22 protein-coding genes are annotated in these 18,412 nt (G+C 63.5%); 14 read left to right on the forward strand and 8 right to left on the reverse strand.

Going from position 1 to position 18,412, the window contains the following annotated elements:
- The first annotated feature begins 12 nt into the window (after window positions 1-12).
- From ACETII_RS15375 to ACETII_RS15385, 3 genes are all read left to right on the forward strand, one after another.
- Complete coding sequence (locus tag ACETII_RS15375; RefSeq protein ID WP_363347363.1) at window positions 13-1,551, forward strand: NAD(P)H-hydrate dehydratase; 1,539 nt, start codon at window positions 13-15, stop codon at window positions 1,549-1,551.
- A 195-nt stretch (window positions 1,552-1,746) separates the two neighbouring features.
- A complete protein-coding gene (locus tag ACETII_RS15380) occupies window positions 1,747-2,382 on the forward strand; it encodes a carbonic anhydrase (protein ID WP_472786075.1) in 636 nt (211 codons plus the stop codon).
- A 34-nt stretch (window positions 2,383-2,416) separates the two neighbouring features.
- Window positions 2,417-3,979, forward strand: coding sequence for a SulP family inorganic anion transporter (locus ACETII_RS15385; RefSeq protein ID WP_363347367.1), 1,563 nt, complete (start codon window positions 2,417-2,419; stop codon window positions 3,977-3,979).
- Between the two features lie 86 nt (window positions 3,980-4,065).
- Here the strand turns inward: ACETII_RS15385 and ACETII_RS15390 are convergent, their stop codons facing one another.
- Both ACETII_RS15390 and ACETII_RS15395 read right to left on the reverse strand, forming a co-directional pair.
- Window positions 4,066-4,836 carry a glycerophosphodiester phosphodiesterase family protein gene (locus ACETII_RS15390; protein WP_472786076.1) on the reverse strand — a complete coding sequence of 257 codons (771 nt, stop codon included), beginning with the start codon at window positions 4,834-4,836 and terminating at the stop codon, window positions 4,066-4,068.
- Window positions 4,833-5,315: a RidA family protein gene (locus tag ACETII_RS15395; protein ID WP_472786077.1), complete on the reverse strand. Its 483-nt coding sequence runs from the start codon at window positions 5,313-5,315 to the stop codon at window positions 4,833-4,835. Before ACETII_RS15395 ends, ACETII_RS15390 begins: the two co-directional genes overlap by 4 nt.
- Before the next feature lie 104 nt (window positions 5,316-5,419).
- On the opposite strand from ACETII_RS15395, the gene ACETII_RS15400 reads away from it, so the two are divergent.
- Both ACETII_RS15400 and ACETII_RS15405 read left to right on the forward strand, forming a co-directional pair.
- Window positions 5,420-6,238, forward strand: coding sequence for a cell envelope integrity EipB family protein (locus ACETII_RS15400; protein ID WP_363347373.1), 819 nt, complete (start codon window positions 5,420-5,422; stop codon window positions 6,236-6,238).
- A gap of 116 nt (window positions 6,239-6,354) precedes the next feature.
- On the forward strand, window positions 6,355-7,149 hold the full coding sequence (locus tag ACETII_RS15405) for a DUF1217 domain-containing protein (RefSeq protein ID WP_472786078.1): 795 nt from the start codon (window positions 6,355-6,357) through the stop codon (window positions 7,147-7,149).
- Window positions 7,150-7,156: 7 nt separating this feature from the next.
- On the opposite strand, the gene ACETII_RS15410 is transcribed toward ACETII_RS15405, so the two are convergent.
- Window positions 7,157-7,408, reverse strand: coding sequence for a hypothetical protein (locus ACETII_RS15410; RefSeq protein ID WP_472786079.1), 252 nt, complete (start codon window positions 7,406-7,408; stop codon window positions 7,157-7,159).
- A 50-nt stretch (window positions 7,409-7,458) separates the two neighbouring features.
- The gene (locus tag ACETII_RS15415) at window positions 7,459-8,196 is read right to left on the reverse strand and encodes a DUF1614 domain-containing protein (RefSeq protein ID WP_472786080.1); all 738 of its coding nucleotides are present in this window, start codon (window positions 8,194-8,196) and stop codon (window positions 7,459-7,461) included.
- Between the two features lie 334 nt (window positions 8,197-8,530).
- On the opposite strand from ACETII_RS15415, the gene ACETII_RS15420 reads away from it, so the two are divergent.
- Window positions 8,531-10,027, forward strand: coding sequence for a S10 family peptidase (locus tag ACETII_RS15420; protein ID WP_472786081.1), 1,497 nt, complete (start codon window positions 8,531-8,533; stop codon window positions 10,025-10,027).
- A gap of 122 nt (window positions 10,028-10,149) precedes the next feature.
- Window positions 10,150-10,353: a hypothetical protein gene (locus tag ACETII_RS15425; RefSeq protein ID WP_363347383.1), complete on the forward strand. Its 204-nt coding sequence runs from the start codon at window positions 10,150-10,152 to the stop codon at window positions 10,351-10,353.
- Here the strand turns inward: ACETII_RS15425 and ACETII_RS15430 are convergent.
- On the reverse strand, window positions 10,343-10,576 hold the full coding sequence (locus ACETII_RS15430) for a hypothetical protein (RefSeq protein ID WP_472786082.1): 234 nt from the start codon (window positions 10,574-10,576) through the stop codon (window positions 10,343-10,345). The two genes, ACETII_RS15425 and ACETII_RS15430, sit on opposite strands and share 11 nt — an antisense overlap.
- Here ACETII_RS15430 and ACETII_RS15435 point away from each other — a divergent pair.
- Entirely contained in the window at window positions 10,576-11,031 is a 456-nt protein-coding gene (locus tag ACETII_RS15435) for a hypothetical protein (RefSeq protein WP_472786083.1), read from the forward strand. The two genes, ACETII_RS15430 and ACETII_RS15435, sit on opposite strands and share 1 nt — an antisense overlap.
- 389 nt (window positions 11,032-11,420) lie before the next feature.
- Window positions 11,421-11,645, forward strand: a complete 225-nt coding sequence (locus ACETII_RS15440) for a hypothetical protein (protein WP_472786084.1) — start codon at window positions 11,421-11,423, stop codon at window positions 11,643-11,645.
- A 225-nt stretch (window positions 11,646-11,870) separates the two neighbouring features.
- Here ACETII_RS15440 and ACETII_RS15445 read toward each other — a convergent pair whose 3' ends face one another.
- From ACETII_RS15445 to ACETII_RS15455, 3 genes are all read right to left on the reverse strand, one after another.
- On the reverse strand, window positions 11,871-12,125 hold the full coding sequence (locus ACETII_RS15445) for a hypothetical protein (RefSeq protein WP_363347390.1): 255 nt from the start codon (window positions 12,123-12,125) through the stop codon (window positions 11,871-11,873).
- 150 nt (window positions 12,126-12,275) lie between these two features.
- Window positions 12,276-12,407 carry a hypothetical protein gene (locus ACETII_RS15450; protein ID WP_363347392.1) on the reverse strand — a complete coding sequence of 44 codons (132 nt, stop codon included), beginning with the start codon at window positions 12,405-12,407 and terminating at the stop codon, window positions 12,276-12,278.
- Between the two features lie 150 nt (window positions 12,408-12,557).
- On the reverse strand, window positions 12,558-12,824 hold the full coding sequence (locus tag ACETII_RS15455; protein WP_472786085.1) for a hypothetical protein: 267 nt from the start codon (window positions 12,822-12,824) through the stop codon (window positions 12,558-12,560).
- A gap of 162 nt (window positions 12,825-12,986) precedes the next feature.
- Here ACETII_RS15455 and ACETII_RS15460 point away from each other — a divergent pair, with 162 nt between their 5' ends.
- From ACETII_RS15460 to kdpC, 5 genes are all read left to right on the forward strand, one after another.
- A complete protein-coding gene (locus ACETII_RS15460; protein WP_472786086.1) occupies window positions 12,987-13,208 on the forward strand; it encodes a hypothetical protein in 222 nt (73 codons plus the stop codon).
- 692 nt (window positions 13,209-13,900) lie between these two features.
- The gene (gene kdpF / locus ACETII_RS15465) at window positions 13,901-13,987 is read left to right on the forward strand and encodes a K(+)-transporting ATPase subunit F (RefSeq protein ID WP_405044885.1); all 87 of its coding nucleotides are present in this window, start codon (window positions 13,901-13,903) and stop codon (window positions 13,985-13,987) included.
- A 30-nt stretch (window positions 13,988-14,017) separates the two neighbouring features.
- Window positions 14,018-15,727: a potassium-transporting ATPase subunit KdpA gene (gene kdpA, locus ACETII_RS15470; protein WP_472786087.1), complete on the forward strand. Its 1,710-nt coding sequence runs from the start codon at window positions 14,018-14,020 to the stop codon at window positions 15,725-15,727.
- Between the two features lie 10 nt (window positions 15,728-15,737).
- The gene (kdpB, locus tag ACETII_RS15475; RefSeq protein WP_472786088.1) at window positions 15,738-17,786 is read left to right on the forward strand and encodes a potassium-transporting ATPase subunit KdpB; all 2,049 of its coding nucleotides are present in this window, start codon (window positions 15,738-15,740) and stop codon (window positions 17,784-17,786) included.
- An 11-nt stretch (window positions 17,787-17,797) separates the two neighbouring features.
- Window positions 17,798-18,397 carry a potassium-transporting ATPase subunit KdpC gene (gene kdpC, locus ACETII_RS15480; RefSeq protein WP_472786089.1) on the forward strand — a complete coding sequence of 200 codons (600 nt, stop codon included), beginning with the start codon at window positions 17,798-17,800 and terminating at the stop codon, window positions 18,395-18,397.
- Window positions 18,398-18,412 lie beyond the last annotated feature (15 nt).

Consider the following 18,412-nt stretch of genomic DNA (forward strand, 5'->3'; position numbering starts at 1 on the left):
CATCCGGCCGCCATGCCGCTCAGCCCTTTCCCGCTCGAACTGCTCACGACCCAGCAAATGGCCCGCGCCGATCGAATGACGATCGAGAGCGGCGTGCCGAGCATTGAGCTGATGGAGAGCGCGGCCGTGGCGATCGCGCGGGTGGCGAGTCGCATTCTTCAGCGCACCAGCGGACGGCGGGTGCTCGTGCTGTGCGGGCCGGGAAACAACGGCGGCGACGGCTATGTGGCGGCGCGGCTTCTGCGCGCGCAGCGTTACAAGGTGCGCGTCGCCTCGCTCGTGCCGCCCGACCAGCTGCGCGGCGACGCGGCGCGCGCGGCGGCGGGATGGACCGGAACGCTGCTGCCGGCGCAGGAGTGCGATTTTCACGGCGTCGACCTCGTGATCGACGCGCTCTTCGGGACGGGGCTGGCGCGCGATCTCGATCCCACCGCGCAGACGCTGGTCAACCGCCTCAACCAATGGCGGCGCGAAACCAAACAGAATGTCGTCAGCGTCGACATCCCCAGCGGCGTCGACGGCACGACGGGCGCGATTCGCGGCGCGGCGGTCGAAGCTGACGAAACCGTCACGTTCTTCCGGGTGAAGACGGGCCATTTGCTGCTGCCCGGACGATCGCGCTGCGGGCGGCTGACCTGCGCCCATATCGGCATCCGCTCGAGCACGCTCGAAACGCTCGGCGTAAGGACCTTCGTCAACGCGCCGGCGCTGTGGCTCTCGGCGCTGCCACGGCCCAAGGTGGAGGGCCACAAATACACGCGCGGCCATGCGCTGGTCGTCTCCGGCGGCGCCTCTTTCACCGGCGCGGCGCGGCTCTCGGCGGCGGCGGCGCTGCGATCGGGCGCCGGACTCGTGACCCTCGCGAGCCCGAGCGACGCGCTGCTCGTCAACGCCAGCGCGCTCACCTCGGTGATGGTGCGCCCCGCCGACGGCGCCAAAGGCCTCGCCGCCGTGCTCGCCGACGAGCGCAAGAACGCGGTGGCGCTGGGCCCTGGCCTCGGCGTGAGCGAAGCGAGCTGCGAGCAGGTCGAGGCGGCGTTGACGCCGCAGGCCTATCGGCGCGCCGCCGTGCTCGACGCCGACGCGCTGACGAGCTTCGAGAGCGATCCCTTCCGCCTGTGGCGCGCCACCCGCGCCGCGCCGGGGCCGGTTGTCATGACGCCGCACGCGGGCGAATTCGGGCGGCTGTTCGCCGAATGCGACAATGATCGCGCCAATCGCTCCAAACTCGACAAGGCGCGCGACGCGGCGCGGGTGAGCGGCGCCGTTGTGCTCTACAAGGGCCCGGACACGGTCGTCGCCGCGCCTGACGGCCGCGTCTCGATCCAGAGCTGGGCGAGTCCGTGGCTGGCCACCGCCGGCTCTGGCGACGTGCTGACTGGAGTCGTCGCGGGGCTGCTGGCGCAACGGATGGACGGATTTCTCGCCGCGTCCTGCGCTGTCTGGATGCATGCGCGCGCGGCTGAGATTTTCGGCCCCGGCCTTATCGCTGACGACATTATCGCTACGCTGCCGCAGGTGTGGCGCGAACTCTGCGGCGCCAGCGATTGACCGCGGGTGGGCCGGCCCGTCACAAAACAGTGATTAAGCTGGCGTCAGAAAAGAAACTTGCTGTGGAACTATAGCTTGCGGCCGCTGCGCCTTGTGCGGGCAGTCACGCGTGACTAGACTGCAGAGAGTCCCGCGCGGACGCGGTTTATGGCGAAGCTCCCGCGCCAATCTCGGGACGATAAAGACAGGCGTCGAATGCGGTCACACGAGAAGCTTCTGCTCGAAAACAAAGCCTGGGCCGACGAAAAAAAGCATCGGGAGCCCGATTATTTCGAACGCCTCGCCCATGGCCAGCAGCCGGAGTTCTTATGGATCGGCTGCGCAGACAGCCGCGTGCCAGCGGACATCATCGTCAACGCCGAGCCGGGTCTCATCTTCGCGCATCGAAACATCGCCAATCAGGTCATTGCGACGGACTTCAACTGCCTCAGCGTCGTGCAATACGCCGTTCAGGTCTTGAAGGTGAAGCACATCATCGTTTGCGGCCATTACAATTGCGGCGGCGTCAAGGCTGCGCTGTCCCATCAGCGTTCGGACTTCACGCTGCTGAACAAATGGCTGCTGCACGTCAAGGACGTCTATCGACTCCACCGGGACGAGTTGGACGCCATCAATTCCCTAGACGACAAGGTAAACCGCCTCGTCGAGCTCAACGTCATCGAACAAGTCAATCATCTATCCTATACATCCATCGTGCAGAACGCCTGGAAAAGCGAACAACGTCCCCTCGTGCATGGTTGGGTGTATGCGCTCGACGACGGCCTCTTGAAGCAGCTCGTCACCCTGGGACCCGAAAGCCAGGTCGACAGAATCTACGAGTGGGACGCTTGATCCCCCCAAGCGGTTGAACAGGAGACGTCAAGCCGTGCTGCGTAAGCATCTCGACTATTACATGCGCTATCTCGACCACGACATCCCGGCCGGGATCGTGGTGTTTCTCGTGGCGCTGCCGCTGTGTCTCGGCATCGCCGTCGCCTCGGGCGCGCCGCCCTTCTCCGGCGTCATCGCGGGGATTGTCGGCGGGCTCGTCATCTCCGTCGTCAGCGGCTCGCAGCTGAGCGTCTCCGGCCCGGCGGCCGGCCTCACCGTCATCGTGGCGGCCGCGGTGGACAAACACGGCCTCGGCGGCATGCTGCTCGCCGTCGCGCTCGCCGGCCTCATCCAGATCGGCATGGGCTACGCCCGCGCCGGCGTGATCGGCGCCTATTTCCCTTCGGCCGTCATCAAGGGCATGCTCGCCGCGATCGGCCTCATCCTGATCATGAAGCAGTTGCCGCATGCGGTCGGCTATGACGCGGACGCCGAAAGCGACCTCTCGTTCCTCGAGGACGACAACAACGCGACCTTTTCCTTCGTCTGGTCGTCGATGAGCTCGATCTCGCCCGGCGCGACGATCGTGGCGCTGGCGTCGCTTGCGATCCTGCTGTTTTGGGAAACGGAGAGGGTGAAGGAAAACAGGTTTCTTTCGCTCGTTCCCGGGCCGCTCGTGGCCGTCGTCTTCGGCGTTCTCTTCAATGTTTTGGCCCAGAGCCTGGCGCCTGCCCTTGGCATTGCGCCGCAACATCTCGTTACTTTGCCGCAGATCTTCGGTCCCATGCAGTTTGCGGCGGAAATCCGGTTCCCAGATTTCGGGTTGCTGACCAACTACCATATCTACGTCACGGCGGCGACGCTCGCTCTCGTCGGCAGTCTCGAGACATTGCTGAGCCTCGAGGCCGTGGACAAGCTCGACCCGCTCAAGCGCACTGCGCCCACCAATCAGGAGCTCAAGGCGCAAGGCGTCGGTAATTTCATCAGCGGCATGATGGGCGGCCTGCCGATCACCGCGGTGATCGTCCGCAGCTCGGCCAACATCAACGCCGGCGCGCACACCAAGGTCGCGTGCATCGTGCATGGCGTGCTGCTGCTGTTGAGCGTGATGTTCCTCGCCGCCGTGCTGAACATGATCCCGCTCGCTTGTCTCGCCGCCGTGCTGCTGCTCACCGGCTACAAGCTCGCGAAGCCGAAACTCGTCATCGAGCAGTTCGAGAAAGGCTTCGCCCAGTTCGCGCCCTTTGCCGTCACCATCGCGGCGATCCTGTTGACGGACCTGTTGAAGGGCATGGCCATCGGCATGGCGGTGGGCCTGTTCTTCGTGCTCTACGGCAATTACCATTCCGCTTTCACGCTCACGCGCGACAACAAGAATTACCTGCTCCGTCTGCAGAAGGACGTGTCCTTCCTCAACAGGGCGCCCTTGCGCAACTTGCTCGCCGACATCGAGGAAGACAGCTATGTCGTCATCGACGGCACGCGCGCGACCTTCATCGATCACGACATCATGGAGACGCTCGAGGACTTCATGAAAGCTGCGGGCGACAATAATATCCGCGTCGAGCTGAAAAATGTTCGCGGCCTTGCGCCAGCGCCTGTGATGGTCGCGGCCTGAGGGGGCGATTTTCGCGCCCCTGCATCGGCGTAACCAAGCGAATCAGGGCGGCCATGGCTCGCCCTGATCGCTTCGCTGGCTGTTTGCTAGGTCGGCGTAAAATTTTCGAAGACGATCTGATCCGCCCATGGCGCCGCCGCTTCGGCCTGCGCGGGCGAACGCACGGTCCAAGCCGTCACGGGTAACTGCAACGCCTGCCGCGCAAGAAAGGGGATCGCATGCGGCAGATCCGCGACGCGCCATGACAGGAAATCTGGCCGGGTGCGCGGAAAATGCAGAAACTCCGTCATCTCCGCGCGTTGCGCCGGGCTCAGCATCGGCCAGTCTTTGTCGCCATAAGTCGCCTCGCCGACGATGCCGAGGGGAATATGGGCGACGCCGAGAGCCTGCGCATTGGCGCGCAGAAAGGCGATGGGCGTCGGGTCGAAGCTCTCGATGACAACGGGACCCGAATAGGGGCCAAGAAGCGCCGCGGCGCGCTTCGCTACTGTCAGATCGCCGTCGAAATTGCTTTTCAGCTCCACGACCAGGGGCGTGCGGCCGGCGATGGCGTGAAGAAATGCGGCGAAGGTGGGGATCGTCTCCTTCGAGCCTTTCAGCGCCAAGCGCGAGAGCGCTTGCGCGTCGAGCGCGTTGACGCGGCCGCTCGCGGCTGTCAGGCGCTCCAGCGTGTCATCGTGGAAGACGACGAGGTCCCCGTCACGCGTCGCCTGCACGTCGCATTCAACGCCATAGCCCTTGGCGATGGCGGCGCGGGCGGCGCCCACCGAATTCTCGATGACGCCAGCCGCCACCTGATGCAGGCCCCGATGCGCGATCGGCCGTGCGATCAGCCGATCGAGCGCGCGGATCGTCATCCGAAGATCTCGAAGATCGCTTCGACCTCGACTGCGGCGTCGAGCGGCAATTGCGCGACGCCGACCGCGAAGCGCGCATGTTTGCCGTTTTCGCCGAGCACGGCGGCGAAGAGGTCCGAGGCGCCGTTCACGACCTGGGGCACTTGGCCGAAGTCGGGGCGCGCGTTGACGTAGCCGCCGATCCGCACGGCCCTGAGCAAAGCGAGATCGCCCACCGCCGCCCGCGCCTGCGCCAAGACGTTCAACGCCGCCTGCCGCGCTGCGGCCTGCCCGTTTTCGAGCGAGACCTCCGCGCCGAGCTTGCCTTTATGCGCGGGATCGATCCCGTTGGCGCCCATCGGCAGCTGGCCCGAAATGAAGAGCAGCGCGCCTGTGCGGACGTAGGGGACGTAATTGGCGACCGGGGCGGCGGCCGCCGGCAGCGCGAGACCGAGGGCGGCGAGACGCGCGTCAGGAGTCCCGTCGGTTGGATTCGTCATGTTTGTGGTTCCCCGAGAAAAGAATTGCTCCGGCGCCACCCTGACCCTAATTTCAGCCGTCCCGCGACGCAATGGCGGCGCTGTCCAGACGGTGAAAGGGTCTCATGAATTCGACGCGCGCGCTTTTCGCCGCCATTCTCGCCGCCCCTCTGACCCCCGCCGCTCCAGCTTTCGCCCAAGGCGAACCGCCGCTCGCGAGCCACCGCGCGATCTACGAACTCACCCTCGACAAGGCCTCCGGCTCGAAGGCGCCGGCGCAGGCGCGTGGCCGCATCGTTTTCGAATTTGCAGCCTCCTGCGAGGGCTATGTGCAGAATTTCCGGCAGATAACCGAGCTTCAGCCGGCCGAAGGCGCGACCAAGCTGTCCGACATGATCTCCGCGACATTCGAATCGTTGGATGCGAGCGACATGAGGTTCAAGGTCGAGACCAAGGTCGACAATCGCGTCAGCGAAGCAACCGACGGCAAAGCGCGCCGAGAGAAGGACGGAAAGATCCTCATCGATCTCACCAAGCCAAAGCGCGCGCATGTCGATCTCGAGGGGCAGGTTTTCTTCCCCAGCGAACATCTCATTCACATCATCGAGGCGGCGCGCGCGGGACAGCAACTCCTCGAGGCGCGCGTTTACGACGGCACTGGCCGCGGCGACAAGAGCTTCGATACGTTGACCGTCATCAGCAAGGCCATTGAAACGCCAGCTTCGGAAAAGGCGACGGAGTCGCTCAAGGGCCTGAAGCGGTGGCGGGTCGCCGTGTCTTATTTCGAGACCGGCAAGCGCGACGGCCAGCCGATCTACGTTCTCTCCTTCGATCTCTACGAGAATGGAATCTCCCGCGCGCTGTCGCTCGACTACGGCGATTTTGTTCTCAAGGGCGAGATGAAGGAGCTTGCGCTGCAGCCCGCGACGGCCTGCAAGAAATAGCCTGTTAATGTCGACGCACGGATGTCCGGGCAAAGGGGACAGCCTGCGGCAAACCTCGTGTAGCATGTTTCCGTGACGATGAGCGCGCCGCGCGCCTGTCGTGAAAGGAAGCTGCGATGACGACGGCCGGCGCCTATCTGTCGGTATCCAGGAATCTCGACCGCTGGCGCGCCATCGCCGCGAACAAGCCGACGGTTGCGCTGGAGACGAAATATTTCAAGGCCAATATTGGCAGGGCGACGTCGATCGACGCGCTGCTCAAGGACCGCCGGCTGTTCAATTACGCCATGAAGGCCTTCGGACTCGGCGACCGAACCAACGCCCTCGGCATGATGCGAAAGGTGCTGGAGCAGGGCGTCGACAATTCGAGGGATCTTGCCCGTACGCTCAGCAACGCCAATATCCTCGCCTTCGCCGAAGCCTTCGACTATGCGGGAGGCAAAGCAGATGTGACGTCTGGCGATTTCGTCAAGACAATCTCGGGGCGCTATGTCGAGCAGGCCCTACAGGCCCAGCAAGGGGAGACAAACCCTGGTGTGGAGCGGGCGCTCTATTTCAAGGCGCGCGCGCCGCAGCTTTCGAGCGTCTATGGCGTGCTCGCCGACAAGAACCTTCTCGAAGTCGTGCAGGCGACGCTCAACATTCCCGCCGCGTCGGCGGCGCAGCCGATCGACACGCAGGCGCGCCTCCTCAAGGCGAAGCTGAATGTCGAGGACTTCAAGGACCCCAAGAAGCTCGAGAAATTCATTGCGCGCTTCGCGGCGATGTACGATCTCAACAATCCTGGCGCCGGGACGGCGGCGTCCGCGAACGCCAACGCCATCCTCTACGGCACTTCGTTCCTGGACCAGCCGGTCGGCGTGGATGTGTCCTTGCTCTTGCGGCGTCAGAACGCCGCGCGGGGCTTTTAAGGCGCGCTCAGCGATCACCGGAGGCGCCGCCTCCGTTCAAGCCGCCGTAAAAGCCGTTCCACCCGCCGCGGGGCTTTTCTTCACGCTCGGGCGCGGGCTCGATCGGCTTCTCGATGAACGCGCCGCCGTGGGTCTTTTTCGCGGTTGCGGCTTTCGACGCAGGCTCGCGTCCCGCCGCCGCCATGGGCGCGGCGAGCGCCATCGCGAGAATGGTCAGGAGGGTTACCGGCAGGCGTCCCATGCGCGGCTCAATGGTCATTCGCCCTTCCTGCCATTGCTGAGCGCGATGCGCAAGCGGCGCTGCGCGCTTCAGCCCGCGCTGACGCTTTCATGGCGCCTTCCGAGCAGACCGCCGATCAGGCTTGCAAGCAGGACGGAGAGAACGCCGGTCATGAAAATGCCGTCGAAGGTCCCTGCGCCGCCGATCGACAGCACGGGCGCGCCGAGGCGCGTGAGCTTGTCGAAATTCATCAGATCAGCGCCGATCAGGACGCCGAGGCTTCCGCCGGCATAGGCCAGCGGCGCCGCATGTCGCCAGGATATCAGCAAGGCGACGAGGGTCGCGGCCAGCGGTCCGACGAAGATCGGCAGGGCAATGCCGATGCCGCGCACGGGCTCCGCATAGGCGTAGCAAACCGCCGCAACGCAGGCGGCGGCGATGAGGCCGCGCCCCCATAGCTTGTTTTTCGACAGAAGATAGATGGACAGCACCGTCGGGATGACCGCGCCGCCGACATTCACCGCGAGGATGACTTCCGGCGCAGCCGAAATTCTCGGCGCGACATAAGGAACGCCGAAGTAATAGATGATCTCTTCTTGCCGCAGATATCTTTCGCTGCCGAGCGTCCCGAGCGGGATATTGATGTAGCTGCCGATCAGCGAGGCGAGGAGGAGGTAAACTGCGGTCCCGGGGCTGACGCCAAGTTGCACATAAACGTACTGCAGAATGCGCAACTGGATCAGGACTGCGAGAAGCGCGACAATGCCGACGAGCAGCATGAAGAAGGGCGGCGCGACAGGCAGATATTGGGTATCGCCGAAATGCATGGGCTCTTCCCCTGGCGTTCTGTCGGGAAATGGGGCGGGGAGGGGCGATCGTCCACAATTGCCCAGCAGCCGCAGGCTTCGCAAAGCTCGAGCCGATCGCGGCGCGTCGAAAGAACGTCAAAAAAGTTCCACCACGGGGGAACAGGTCTTTGATCTGGCAGTTTTATTGGTGCGGTTCGAGGAAAGCGTTAATTCGCGATCCGGTGACAACCGCAAACGGCCCGTCCCCTCCAAAAGAGGGGCGGGCCGTTAACATGTACGCGTTCCGGCCGCAGCCCTATATTCAGTCGAGCAGCCAGGAAGGCTGGCGTTTTCCAATAAGCGAAAGACACTGATGAACTCTTTGCATACGGCGCTCGCTGCGCTGATCCTGTCGATGAGCGCCTTCGCGCACCCCGGCGTCGCTGAAGAGACCCCGCCCAATCGTAAAGGCCCCGACGAACAAGCGCGCGGCCTTCCCGTGGAGAGCGTCACCAACCACGTAGTCACCTTGCAGGGCGAGAAAATCAGCTTCACCGCCCGCGCTGGCTCCGTGCGTCTGCGTGACGCCCAAACCGAGGCGCCGCAGGCGGAGGTCGCTTGTATTTCGTATGAACGCGCCGGCGTCGATCAGACGACGCGGCCGATATTGTTCGTGTTCAATGGCGGCCCGGGGGCGGCCTCCGCTTGGCTCGCGCTCGGGGCCTTGTCGCCTTGGCGGCTGCGCTTTTCGCCCGAGACAGTCTCTCCTTCGACGCCGCCGGCGCTCGTGGAGAACGCGGAAAGCTGGATACCCTTCGCCGATCTCGTGTTTATCGATCCGCCGGGAACGGGCTTCAGCAAAATCCTCTCTGACAGCGATGAGGTGAAAAAGCGCTTCTATTCCGCTCAGGGCGACGCCGACGCGCTCGCCGTCGTCATCCGCAAATGGCTGACCGCACACGGGCGCCTCGCCTCGCCGAAATTCCTCGTGGGCGAGAGTTACGGCGGCTTTCGTGGCGTGAAGCTTGCGAATTCGCTGAGAGAGCATGAAAACATCGGCGTCGAGGGGCTCTTTCTGGTCTCGCCGGCGCTCGACTTCAGCTGGCTGCTCGCTGGCGGCAACCCGCTCGCGCGGGCCGCGTTGCTGCCGTCTTTCGCAGCGGTCGCCCGTCACGCGAAAGACCGCGCGGATGTTGCGGACGCAGAGGCTTACGCGGCCGGCGAGTATGTGACCGATCTGCTCAAGGGCGCGAGAGATGCGCCGGCGCTCGCGCGCATGAGCGCCGCCGTCGCGCGGTTCACGGGGCTCGACCGGGAGTTCGTGTCGCGCCTCGGCGCTCGCATCGACGCAAGGAGTTTCTCTCGTGAACGCGCGCGGGACGCGGGCCGTGTCCTCAGCGTCTATGACGCCGAGATCTCGGGTTACGATCCTCAGCCCTTCGCCCCGGATAGCGACTGGGCCGATCCTTTGCTCGAGTCCTGGCGCGCGCCGCTCGGCGCCGCGATGACGCGCTTGACGATCGAGAAGCTCGGCTGGCCCATTGGCGAAGCGCGCTATTCTGTCTTGAGCAGCCAGATTTCGCATCAATGGCGCTATGGCGACGAAGGACGCGCCAACGCCGAAGTAATCTCTGGTTTGCGCGAGGCGCTCGCGCTGGATCCAAAAGCGAAGCTGCTCGTCGTGCACGGCCTCTACGATCTCACGACCCCCTATTTTGCAACCAAGCTCATGCTCGATCAGTTGCCGGATTTCGGCGATGCTTCGCGGGCGCGGCTGATCGTGCTCAAGGGCGGCCATATGCCCTATCTCTACGAGGAGTCCCGTAAGGCCATGCGCGACGCCGCAAAGGCGTGGCTGGAGACGCGCTGAGCGGGTCCCGCGCATGTCATGTTGCAGCGCGGCAGGTTCTTTGAGTAGATTGCAAGGGAGCCGCTCGCGCGGCTGACTTTTGGATCGACGCGATCTCGCGCTCGAGGACTGGAGCCGGAAGCATGGGTGCCAAGCAGAAATCCCTCTTGCAACATGAGCAGGCGCGATTCGAGGACGCGCGTCGCCAGATGGGGCTCGCGGCGATGGATTTCAGCATCCCCGACGAGCAGTTTCTCGAGCTTCGTTCGCAGGTGCGGCGCCTGCAGAACGACGTGAAGAAGCTCGAGCGCAAATCGAAGAGCCTTTTCGGTCTGTTCAGTTTTTAAGAAACCCTATTCCTTTTCTTAGCGCCTCGCGCGGGAGCTCTTTCAGCTCCGCGCGGGCTAAATCTTTGAGAATGCGATGAACGGGATTGACGGCGAGGCGATCAGGAGGCACGCAAAGCAACATCTGTCCCGCTTGATCGTTGTGCGAAGACCCGCGTTTGCCGAGCGCGCGTGGATCGGCGGGGATGGTTGCGGCGGCGAAGTTTTCTTGCAGGAGAAACAATGTCCCAGGCGCAGGCAAAGTTTCCTCAAACCGTCGTGTCGGGAAATTATGCGCAGTTCAAACACGAGTTCCTGGAGCTTTTGTTCGGCGTCCTCGTCGATGAGCGGCCCATATTCGGGAACGACCTGGATTCCCTTTTGGTCTACACGGCCATATCCCGCCATTATTTGCGGGACGAGCGATTCGGCCTGTCGCCCGACGAGGACGATGTCGATCAGCGTGGCGGCCTGACAGCTTCGAAAGTCGCCGAATCCACCCGCCTGCCGCGTGAAACCGTTCGACGGAAACTTCACCAGCTCGGGAGCAGGGGCCTGCTGGAGAAAGGCCCGCGCGACGAATGGCGGGTGGCCGTGAGAGACGGACAGCCCGTCATCCGGACCCAATATTCCCACGAGTGGCAACGTGAAATGAAACGAATTGTGAAGTTCGTGAGAGCGCTGAAAGATCACGTTTAAGCCAATCGCTGTCGAGCTCCCGTTAATCTCTTTTCCGCGCCCGCGCGCCAAAAGCCCATTGCCTTCCTCGCCCGTGACGGCAGAGCCGTAGCGCGGCTGAATTTTCGCGCCCCGCAATGGTCAAGCTTGACTTGCTTATCCCGGTGCGCATTGTGGAAACTACGTAGTCGTTGCGTGAACGTCTCGGATCGCGGGATCAGTTGAAAGTGCGCCCGCCGACCCGACGCGCCTCGGAAGCTTGCCTATTTTTGTGCCGGAAGGCTGGAAAAGTCGTGGCGGGCAACCAAAACGTAAAAGAGGCCGTTTGCGCGTAGATGCTTTTTCAACCACCCTCGTGCTGTCCGGCCGCCACGGCGCGGATGCGCGCGGCGCCTGTCGCGGGGTCACCCATGACTTTGTCCCTGATCCACCAATTCTTCGCCGCCACGGGCATCGTCGCCCTCGGCATGTGCGCCTTGCTCTTTGGCGTTTGTTCGCAAGTCTCGAGCCTTCTCCTCGCCTTCTCGACCTATAGGGTTGCAAGGGATGGCGACTGGGAGGCGACCAGGATCGGCTTGGTCCTCACTGGCGCCTGCATCGTCCTTACAGCGCGCCTGACCTCGATTTTCTTTTAGGTTCAAGTGCGAAAAAGAAGAGCGAGGCGTTGGCCTCGCTCCAGTAGGCGCTCAGGATCGGGCTCTATTAATGAAGCCGCGCCGTCACGCGCGTGCACAAGATGAAAATCCGTCCTTAAACGCGTTCATCGTGCCCGAATTGTTTTTTCGTAGCCAGTCATATCCTTAGCTTCGCCGCCGCTTTCCTCGAAGAGCGTTAACGCAGTCGCTGCGCGTGCGACGATTTCACCGAGGCTTATACCAGGGCACGAAAAAGCCGAAGATGCCGGACAGCACGGCAAAGACGATGACTGTCGCGATTATGATCGGAATTTCCGTCGTTCCCCACATGGCGAGGATCGCGCCGAGGACGGCGCCGGCGACGCCGCAGATGATGACGCTCGGCGTCAAGGCCATGTCGAACTCGACCATGCCCCCATATTTATCAACCTCTTTGCCTGAAGTGCGGGCGTCCGGCTTTTTCGAGTCGTCGTGAGTCATGTCGACCCCCTCTTATCTACGCCGCAGCGCCACTATTTAGCGCGCAGACCGGCGCAGGCGAGTGGGCCCCCGTCGCATGAGAGGGAGACGAAAAAAGGGAGCGCATGAACGCGCCCCCTTTCCGGTTTTCCGCCCCCGCAGAAAGTCAAATCACGGGTCCATGCAGTAGCAGGCGCCGCCGTCGAAGTTGTTGAAGCCTTCGGGAGCCGCAGAAGCTGCGCTGGCGAAGCCGATGCTCAGGGCGATCGCAATGGCGGCGATGATGGCGGCGGATTTCCTCATCTTCAGCTCCCTCGGTTCGTGTTCCGTTTCGATGGTCAGACGTTAGACCATGCGCCTCGGGTCGTAGGTGCGATGGCGCACATGATCGGCGAAGCGCTTGCAGGATTGCGCGTCACGCAGTTTTGGCGACGTTCGCGCGGCCGATCCGGTTCACCAGCCGGAATAGCCGCCGCGATATCCGTAAGCCGGGCCGTAGCCATAGGCCGGATAGCGATAGCCGTAGTAATGCGGCTGGCTCGCCGCCGCGCCGATCATCGCGCCCATCGCCATGCCGGCGATGGCGGCGCCAGCCACGGCGCCCGCATTCGGACCGGAGCGGTAGTAGTAGCCGCCCGCTGACGCCGGGGTCGCCGCAATCGTGCTGGCCAGCGCCAGAGCCACAATCGAGCCTGTGAAGATCTTGCCGAAGTTGGTCATTGCTCCCTCCATGGAACGCTGTTTCCTTGTCGATGAGAGGAAGCTACAGGGGAGCGAGCGGCTTGGATGTGCGGTCGGGCACACGAAAGACGCGACGCCGCGTCTTGCTTATTCGGCGGCGATGGAACAAGGCAGTGCGGAGACGGCGCGCAAGGAGCCCGAATGAATCAAGAATTGATCGACGAGGCCTTCCGCGCCGCGACGCGAATGGCGACGGATCGCAACATGAACGTTTCTGACGACGCGCTCATGCGGGCCGTGCGCGCCGTCGCCGGGGAAGGGGACGCTCAAGGCGAGCCCGAGGAAATCGCGGAGGACGCCCTGGAGCTATTGGGCAAAGGCAATGGGCCGACTGCGCCCCGGCGGGGACGCAGGCCCTTTTAACTCTCCCCAGATTCGCCCGCTCAATCGCCGTGGGGGGCGCCCGCGCCAGCGGCGCCCTCGAGAACAATGTTGCCTGACGGATCTTGCGGATACGCGAAGGGCAGGGCCGACGCCCACCGGGGCAAAACAACATAGCCGCGAGCGTAGTAGGGGGGAGGCGCGCACGCGAGTGGCGGCTGACCGTAAGAGCAACGGTAACCATGCGCGAGAGAAGGCTGAGCCCCGCAAAGCAAGGCGAACGAGCACGCAAAAAGGAGAGTTCTGGACACGCCATCCTCCCGGCAAGACGCGGTGTGAGAGCACACCGACCGGATGGTTATATGGCCGTCACAAAACCTTTGTAGAGGCGCTGACCTGATTTTAGAGCAAAGCGTTGCGCAGCTACAGGAAGGACTTTCAACCGTGCGCGTGGCCGCACAATAAATGGCTGATTTCAAGGGCAAGGCGAAGCGCCGTCTAAGCTTTTCTCCCCGTTTGAGTGAGAGGAAGCGGCCCGCAGGCGATCCCCCTCGATCGACTTTCAAAAAATCCGAATAGAGCCTTTACATCGAACGCGTGCATTGTCCCGGCCGACATCCAATTGGAGATCGCGCTCATGGACGACCTCGCTTTTCTTGGACTCGGCTTGCTCCTCTTCGGCCTCGTCGCCGTTTATGCGCGCGCTTGCGCGCGGTTCTAGAGGAGGCTCGCCAATGTCGGAACCCGTCATCGGCCTGATCGTCGCCGTGCTTCTCGGCTGCTATCTCCTCTACACGCTACTTTGCCCCGAAAAACTCTAATCGAAGGGCCGGCAGCGTCCGGCTGACGCCATGACTCTGATCGGATTGGCCCAGATCACCATTGTCCTTATTGCCGCCATCATGGCCGCAATTCCGCTTGGCGGCTATCTCGCTCGCGTTCTTGCGGGCGAAAGAACGTTGCTGTCTTCCCCACTGATCCCGGTGGAGAGAGTCTTTTACCGCATCGCCGGCGTCGATCCCGCGCAGGAGCAAGGCTGGTTCGCCTACACGCTCGCCATGCTGGCCTTCAGCATCGTCGGCTTCTTCTCGCTATACGCCCTGCAACGGCTGCAGGGCGTTCTGCCGCTCAATCCGCAGGGCTTCGCCGGCGTCCCAGCCGACCTCGCCTTCAATACGTCTCTGAGCTTCATCACCAACACCAACTGGCAGAACTACGGCGGCGAGACGACGATGAGTCATCTCACGCAAATGCTCGGCCTGACGGTTCATAACTTTGTCTCGGCCGCGACGGGCCTCGCCGTGGCTTTCGCGCTCGTGCGCGGATTCGCGCGCTCCGAATCCGCGACCGTCGGCAATTTCTGGGTCGATCTCACGCGCGCGACGCTTTACGTGCTGCTGCCGCTCTCCATTGTCTTTGCGCTCGTCCTCGTCTCGCTGGGCGTGCCGCAGACTCTTGCGGGCTCCGTCGAAGCGACCACCCTCGAAGGGGCGAAGCAGATCATATCGATCGGGCCCGTCGCCAGTCAGGAGGCGATCAAGGAGCTTGGCACGAATGGCGGCGGCTTCTTCAACGCAAATGCGGCGCATCCTTTCGAGAACCCCAACGCCCTGTCCAACATGCTGGAGATCTTCGCGCTGCTTCTTGTTCCCTTCGCTTCGGTCTTCGCCTTCGGCAAGACCGTCCTGGATCCAAGGCAGGGACGCGCGATCGCGGTCACGATGGGTATCGTGCTCGTCGCCGGCGCGCTGATCGCCTATTGGGCGGAAGCCGCCGGCAATCCGCTTCTTACCGAGATCGGCGTCGATCCGTCGCCTGGAAACATGGAGGGCAAGGAAGTGCGTTTCGGCGTCGCAACCAGCGCGCTGTTCGCGGCGGCGACGACGGGCACGAGCACGGGCTCGGTCAACGCGATGCATGACAGCTTCACGCCGCTCGGCGGCCTCGTTCCGCTCTTCAACATCTTGCTGGGCTGCATCTCGCCGGGCGGCGACGGCGCCGGGCTCTACGGATTCCTCGTTCTCGCCGTGATTGCCGTTTTCGTCGCCGGGCTGATGGTCGGCCGGACGCCGGAATATCTCGGCAAGAAGATCGAGACGCGGGAGATGAAGCTCGCCATGCTTGCTGTGCTGATCTACCCGCTCACGGTGCTCGGTTTCACCGCCGCGTCGCTTATGCTGAAGACCGGCCTCGACAGCCTCGGCAACGCCGGACCGCACGGGCTTTCGGAAGTCCTGTACGCCTTCGCCTCGACCAACGCGAATAACGGCTCGGCCTTCGCGGGCCTCGCCGGCAATACGCCATGGTACAATACGACGCTCGGCGTCGCCATGTTCGTCGGGCGCTTCTTCTTCGTCGTGCCGGTTCTGGCGCTTGCAGGCTCCTTCGCCGCCAAGAAGAAGGCGCACGCTTCGGTCGGCACGTTTCCGACGCATGGGCCGCTCTTCGTCGGCCTGCTGCTCGGCGTCATCGTCATCCTCTACCTGCTGCAATATTTCCCGGCGCTCGCGCTCGGCCCCATCGTCGAGCATTTTCTCATGCACGCCGGCAAGAGCTTCTAAGGAGCCGATCATGTCTCCAAAAGTCGCCGCTCCCGGCCTGTTCGATCCCGACATCGTCAAGCGCGCCTGCATCGACGCCTTCATCAAACTCGACCCGAGAAAGCTCGCGCGCAATCCCGTCATCTTCGTCACCGAGATCGTTTCCTTCGTCGTGACGGGCTTCTTCGTCCGCGATCTCCTCGCCCACAATGGCGTCGCCTTTTTCTCAGGCCAGATTGCGGCCTGGCTGTGGTTCACCGTTCTCTTCGCGAATTTCGCCGAGGCGGTCGCGGAAGGACGTGGCAAGGCGCAGGCGGACGCGCTGCGAAAAACGCGCTCCGACACCCACGCAAAACGGCTGATCGACCCGGAGGGCGCCGCCGGGATGAAGAAAGTCTATCAGGGAGTCTCCGCTCTCGAATTGAAGGTCGGCGACATGGTTCTCGTCGAAGCGGGAGACCTTGTTCCAGGCGACGGCGAAGTCGTCGAAGGTTGCGCCTCGGTCAATGAATCGGCGATCACCGGCGAGTCCGCGCCCGTCATCCGCGAGGCTGGCGGCGACCGGTCGGCGGTGACGGGCGGCACAACCGTTCTATCCGACTGGATCAGGGTCAGGATCACGGCGGCGCCGGGCTCCACTTTCATTGACCAGATGATTGCGCTCGTGGAAGGCGCGCAACGGCAGAAGACGCCGAACGAGCTTGCTCTGTCGATCCTGCTGGCGGGCCTGACCATCGTATTCCTGATCGTCTGCGTCACGCTGTGGCCGTTGGCGCTCTATTCGGGAACGACCCTGTCGATCACGGTCCTGATCGCGCTGCTCGTCTGCCTGATCCCTACGACCATCGGCGGCTTGCTGTCGGCGATCGGGATCGCCGGCATGGACCGTCTCATCCGCTTCAACGTCGTCGCCACTTCCGGACGCGCCGTAGAGGCTGCGGGCGACGTCGACACGCTGCTGCTCGACAAGACCGGCACCATCACCTTCGGCAATCGCATGGCGGACGAGTTCGTCCCCGTCGGCGGCGCGACCGATCAGGCCCTGGCGGAGGCGGTGCTGCTCGCCTCTCTTGCGGACGAGACGCCGGAAGGGCGTTCCATCGTCTCGCTCGCGACGTCGAGTTACGGCGTTGCGGCTCCGCCGCTCGGCGCGGAGGCGACGATCGTTCCCTTCTCGGCGCACACACGCGTTTCCGGCGTCGATTTGCCTCGCCGTTCGCTGCGCAAGGGGGCGGTGGACGCAATCGTCGGACAGGCTGCGTCCATCCCCGTTGATTTCGAACGGGCGGTCGAGCGCATTTCACGCGCGGGCGGAACGCCCCTGGCGGTCGCCGAGAACGGGCGCCTGCTCGGCGTGATCCATCTCAAGGACATTATTAAGCCGGACATCAAGGCCCGCTTCGCTGCGCTGCGGGCGATGGGAATCAAGACGGTGATGGTGACGGGCGACAATCCGATCACCGCGGCCGCCATCGCCGGCGAAGCAGGCGTCGACGATTTCATTGCGCAAGCGAAGCCTGAGGACAAGCTCGCCTATATCCGCAAGGAACAGCAGGGCGGGCGTCTCATCGCCATGTGCGGCGACGGCGCCAATGACGCGCCCGCGCTGGCGCAGGCCGATGTCGGCGTCGCGATGCAGACGGGCACGCAGGCGGCGCGGGAAGCGGGCAATATGGTCGACCTCGACAGCGATCCGACGAAGCTCATCGAGATCGTTCAGATCGGCAAGCAATTGCTCATGACGCGCGGCTCGCTGACCACCTTTTCGATCGCCAACGACGTCGCGAAATATTTTGCGATCATTCCGGCCCTGTTCGTGGTCGCATTTCCAGAACTCGACGCGCTCAACCTCATGAAGCTGGCCTCGCCCCAGTCGGCGATCCTCTCCGCCGTCATCTTCAATGCGCTCGTTATCGTCGCCCTGATACCGCTCGCCTTGAGGGGCGTCGAATACCGTCCCGTCGGCGCGGCCGCGCTCTTACGCCGCAATCTGCTCGTCTACGGGCTCGGCGGACTCGTGGTCCCCTTCGTCGGGATCAAGGCGATCGACCTGATCGTGTCCGCGCTTCATCTCGCCTGAGGAGGCTACCCATGTTGTCGCAATTTCGTCCCGCGATCTTCATGATCCTGCTGTTCACCGCCTTCACCGGCCTCGCTTATCCCCTGGCGATCGCCGCCATCGCCCAGCTCGCATTCGCGGTCCAGGCCAATGGCGGGCTGATCGAGCGCGACGGCAAGGTCGTCGGCTCGGCGCTCATCGGGCAGAACTTCGTCAGCGACCGGTATTTTCACGGACGCCCTTCCGCCACGCTCGGGAGCGATCCCGCAGATCCAGCCAAGATGGTCGAAGCGCCGTATAATGCGGCAAATTCCATGGGCTCCAATCTCGGGCCGACATCGAAGAAGCTTGTGGATCGCGTGAATGGGGCGATCGAAGCCGAATTCGCCGCAGGGCGAATTGGCATGGTTGCGGCGGACGCGGCCACGACCTCCGCCTCGGGTCTCGACCCGGACATCTCGCCGCAATACGCTCTGGCGCAAGTCGCCGCCGTCGCAAAGGCGCGCGGCCTTGCCGAGGATCGTGTCCAGGCCCTTGTCGAAGCGCATTTTGACAACCGGCTCTTCGGCGTCATTGGAGAGCCGCGCGTGAATGTCCTGAAGCTGAACATGGCGCTGGACACGCTGAGATAACATCGGAGAAGCGTC

It is taken from the genome of Methylocystis sp. NC52PC (genome assembly GCF_055698645.1).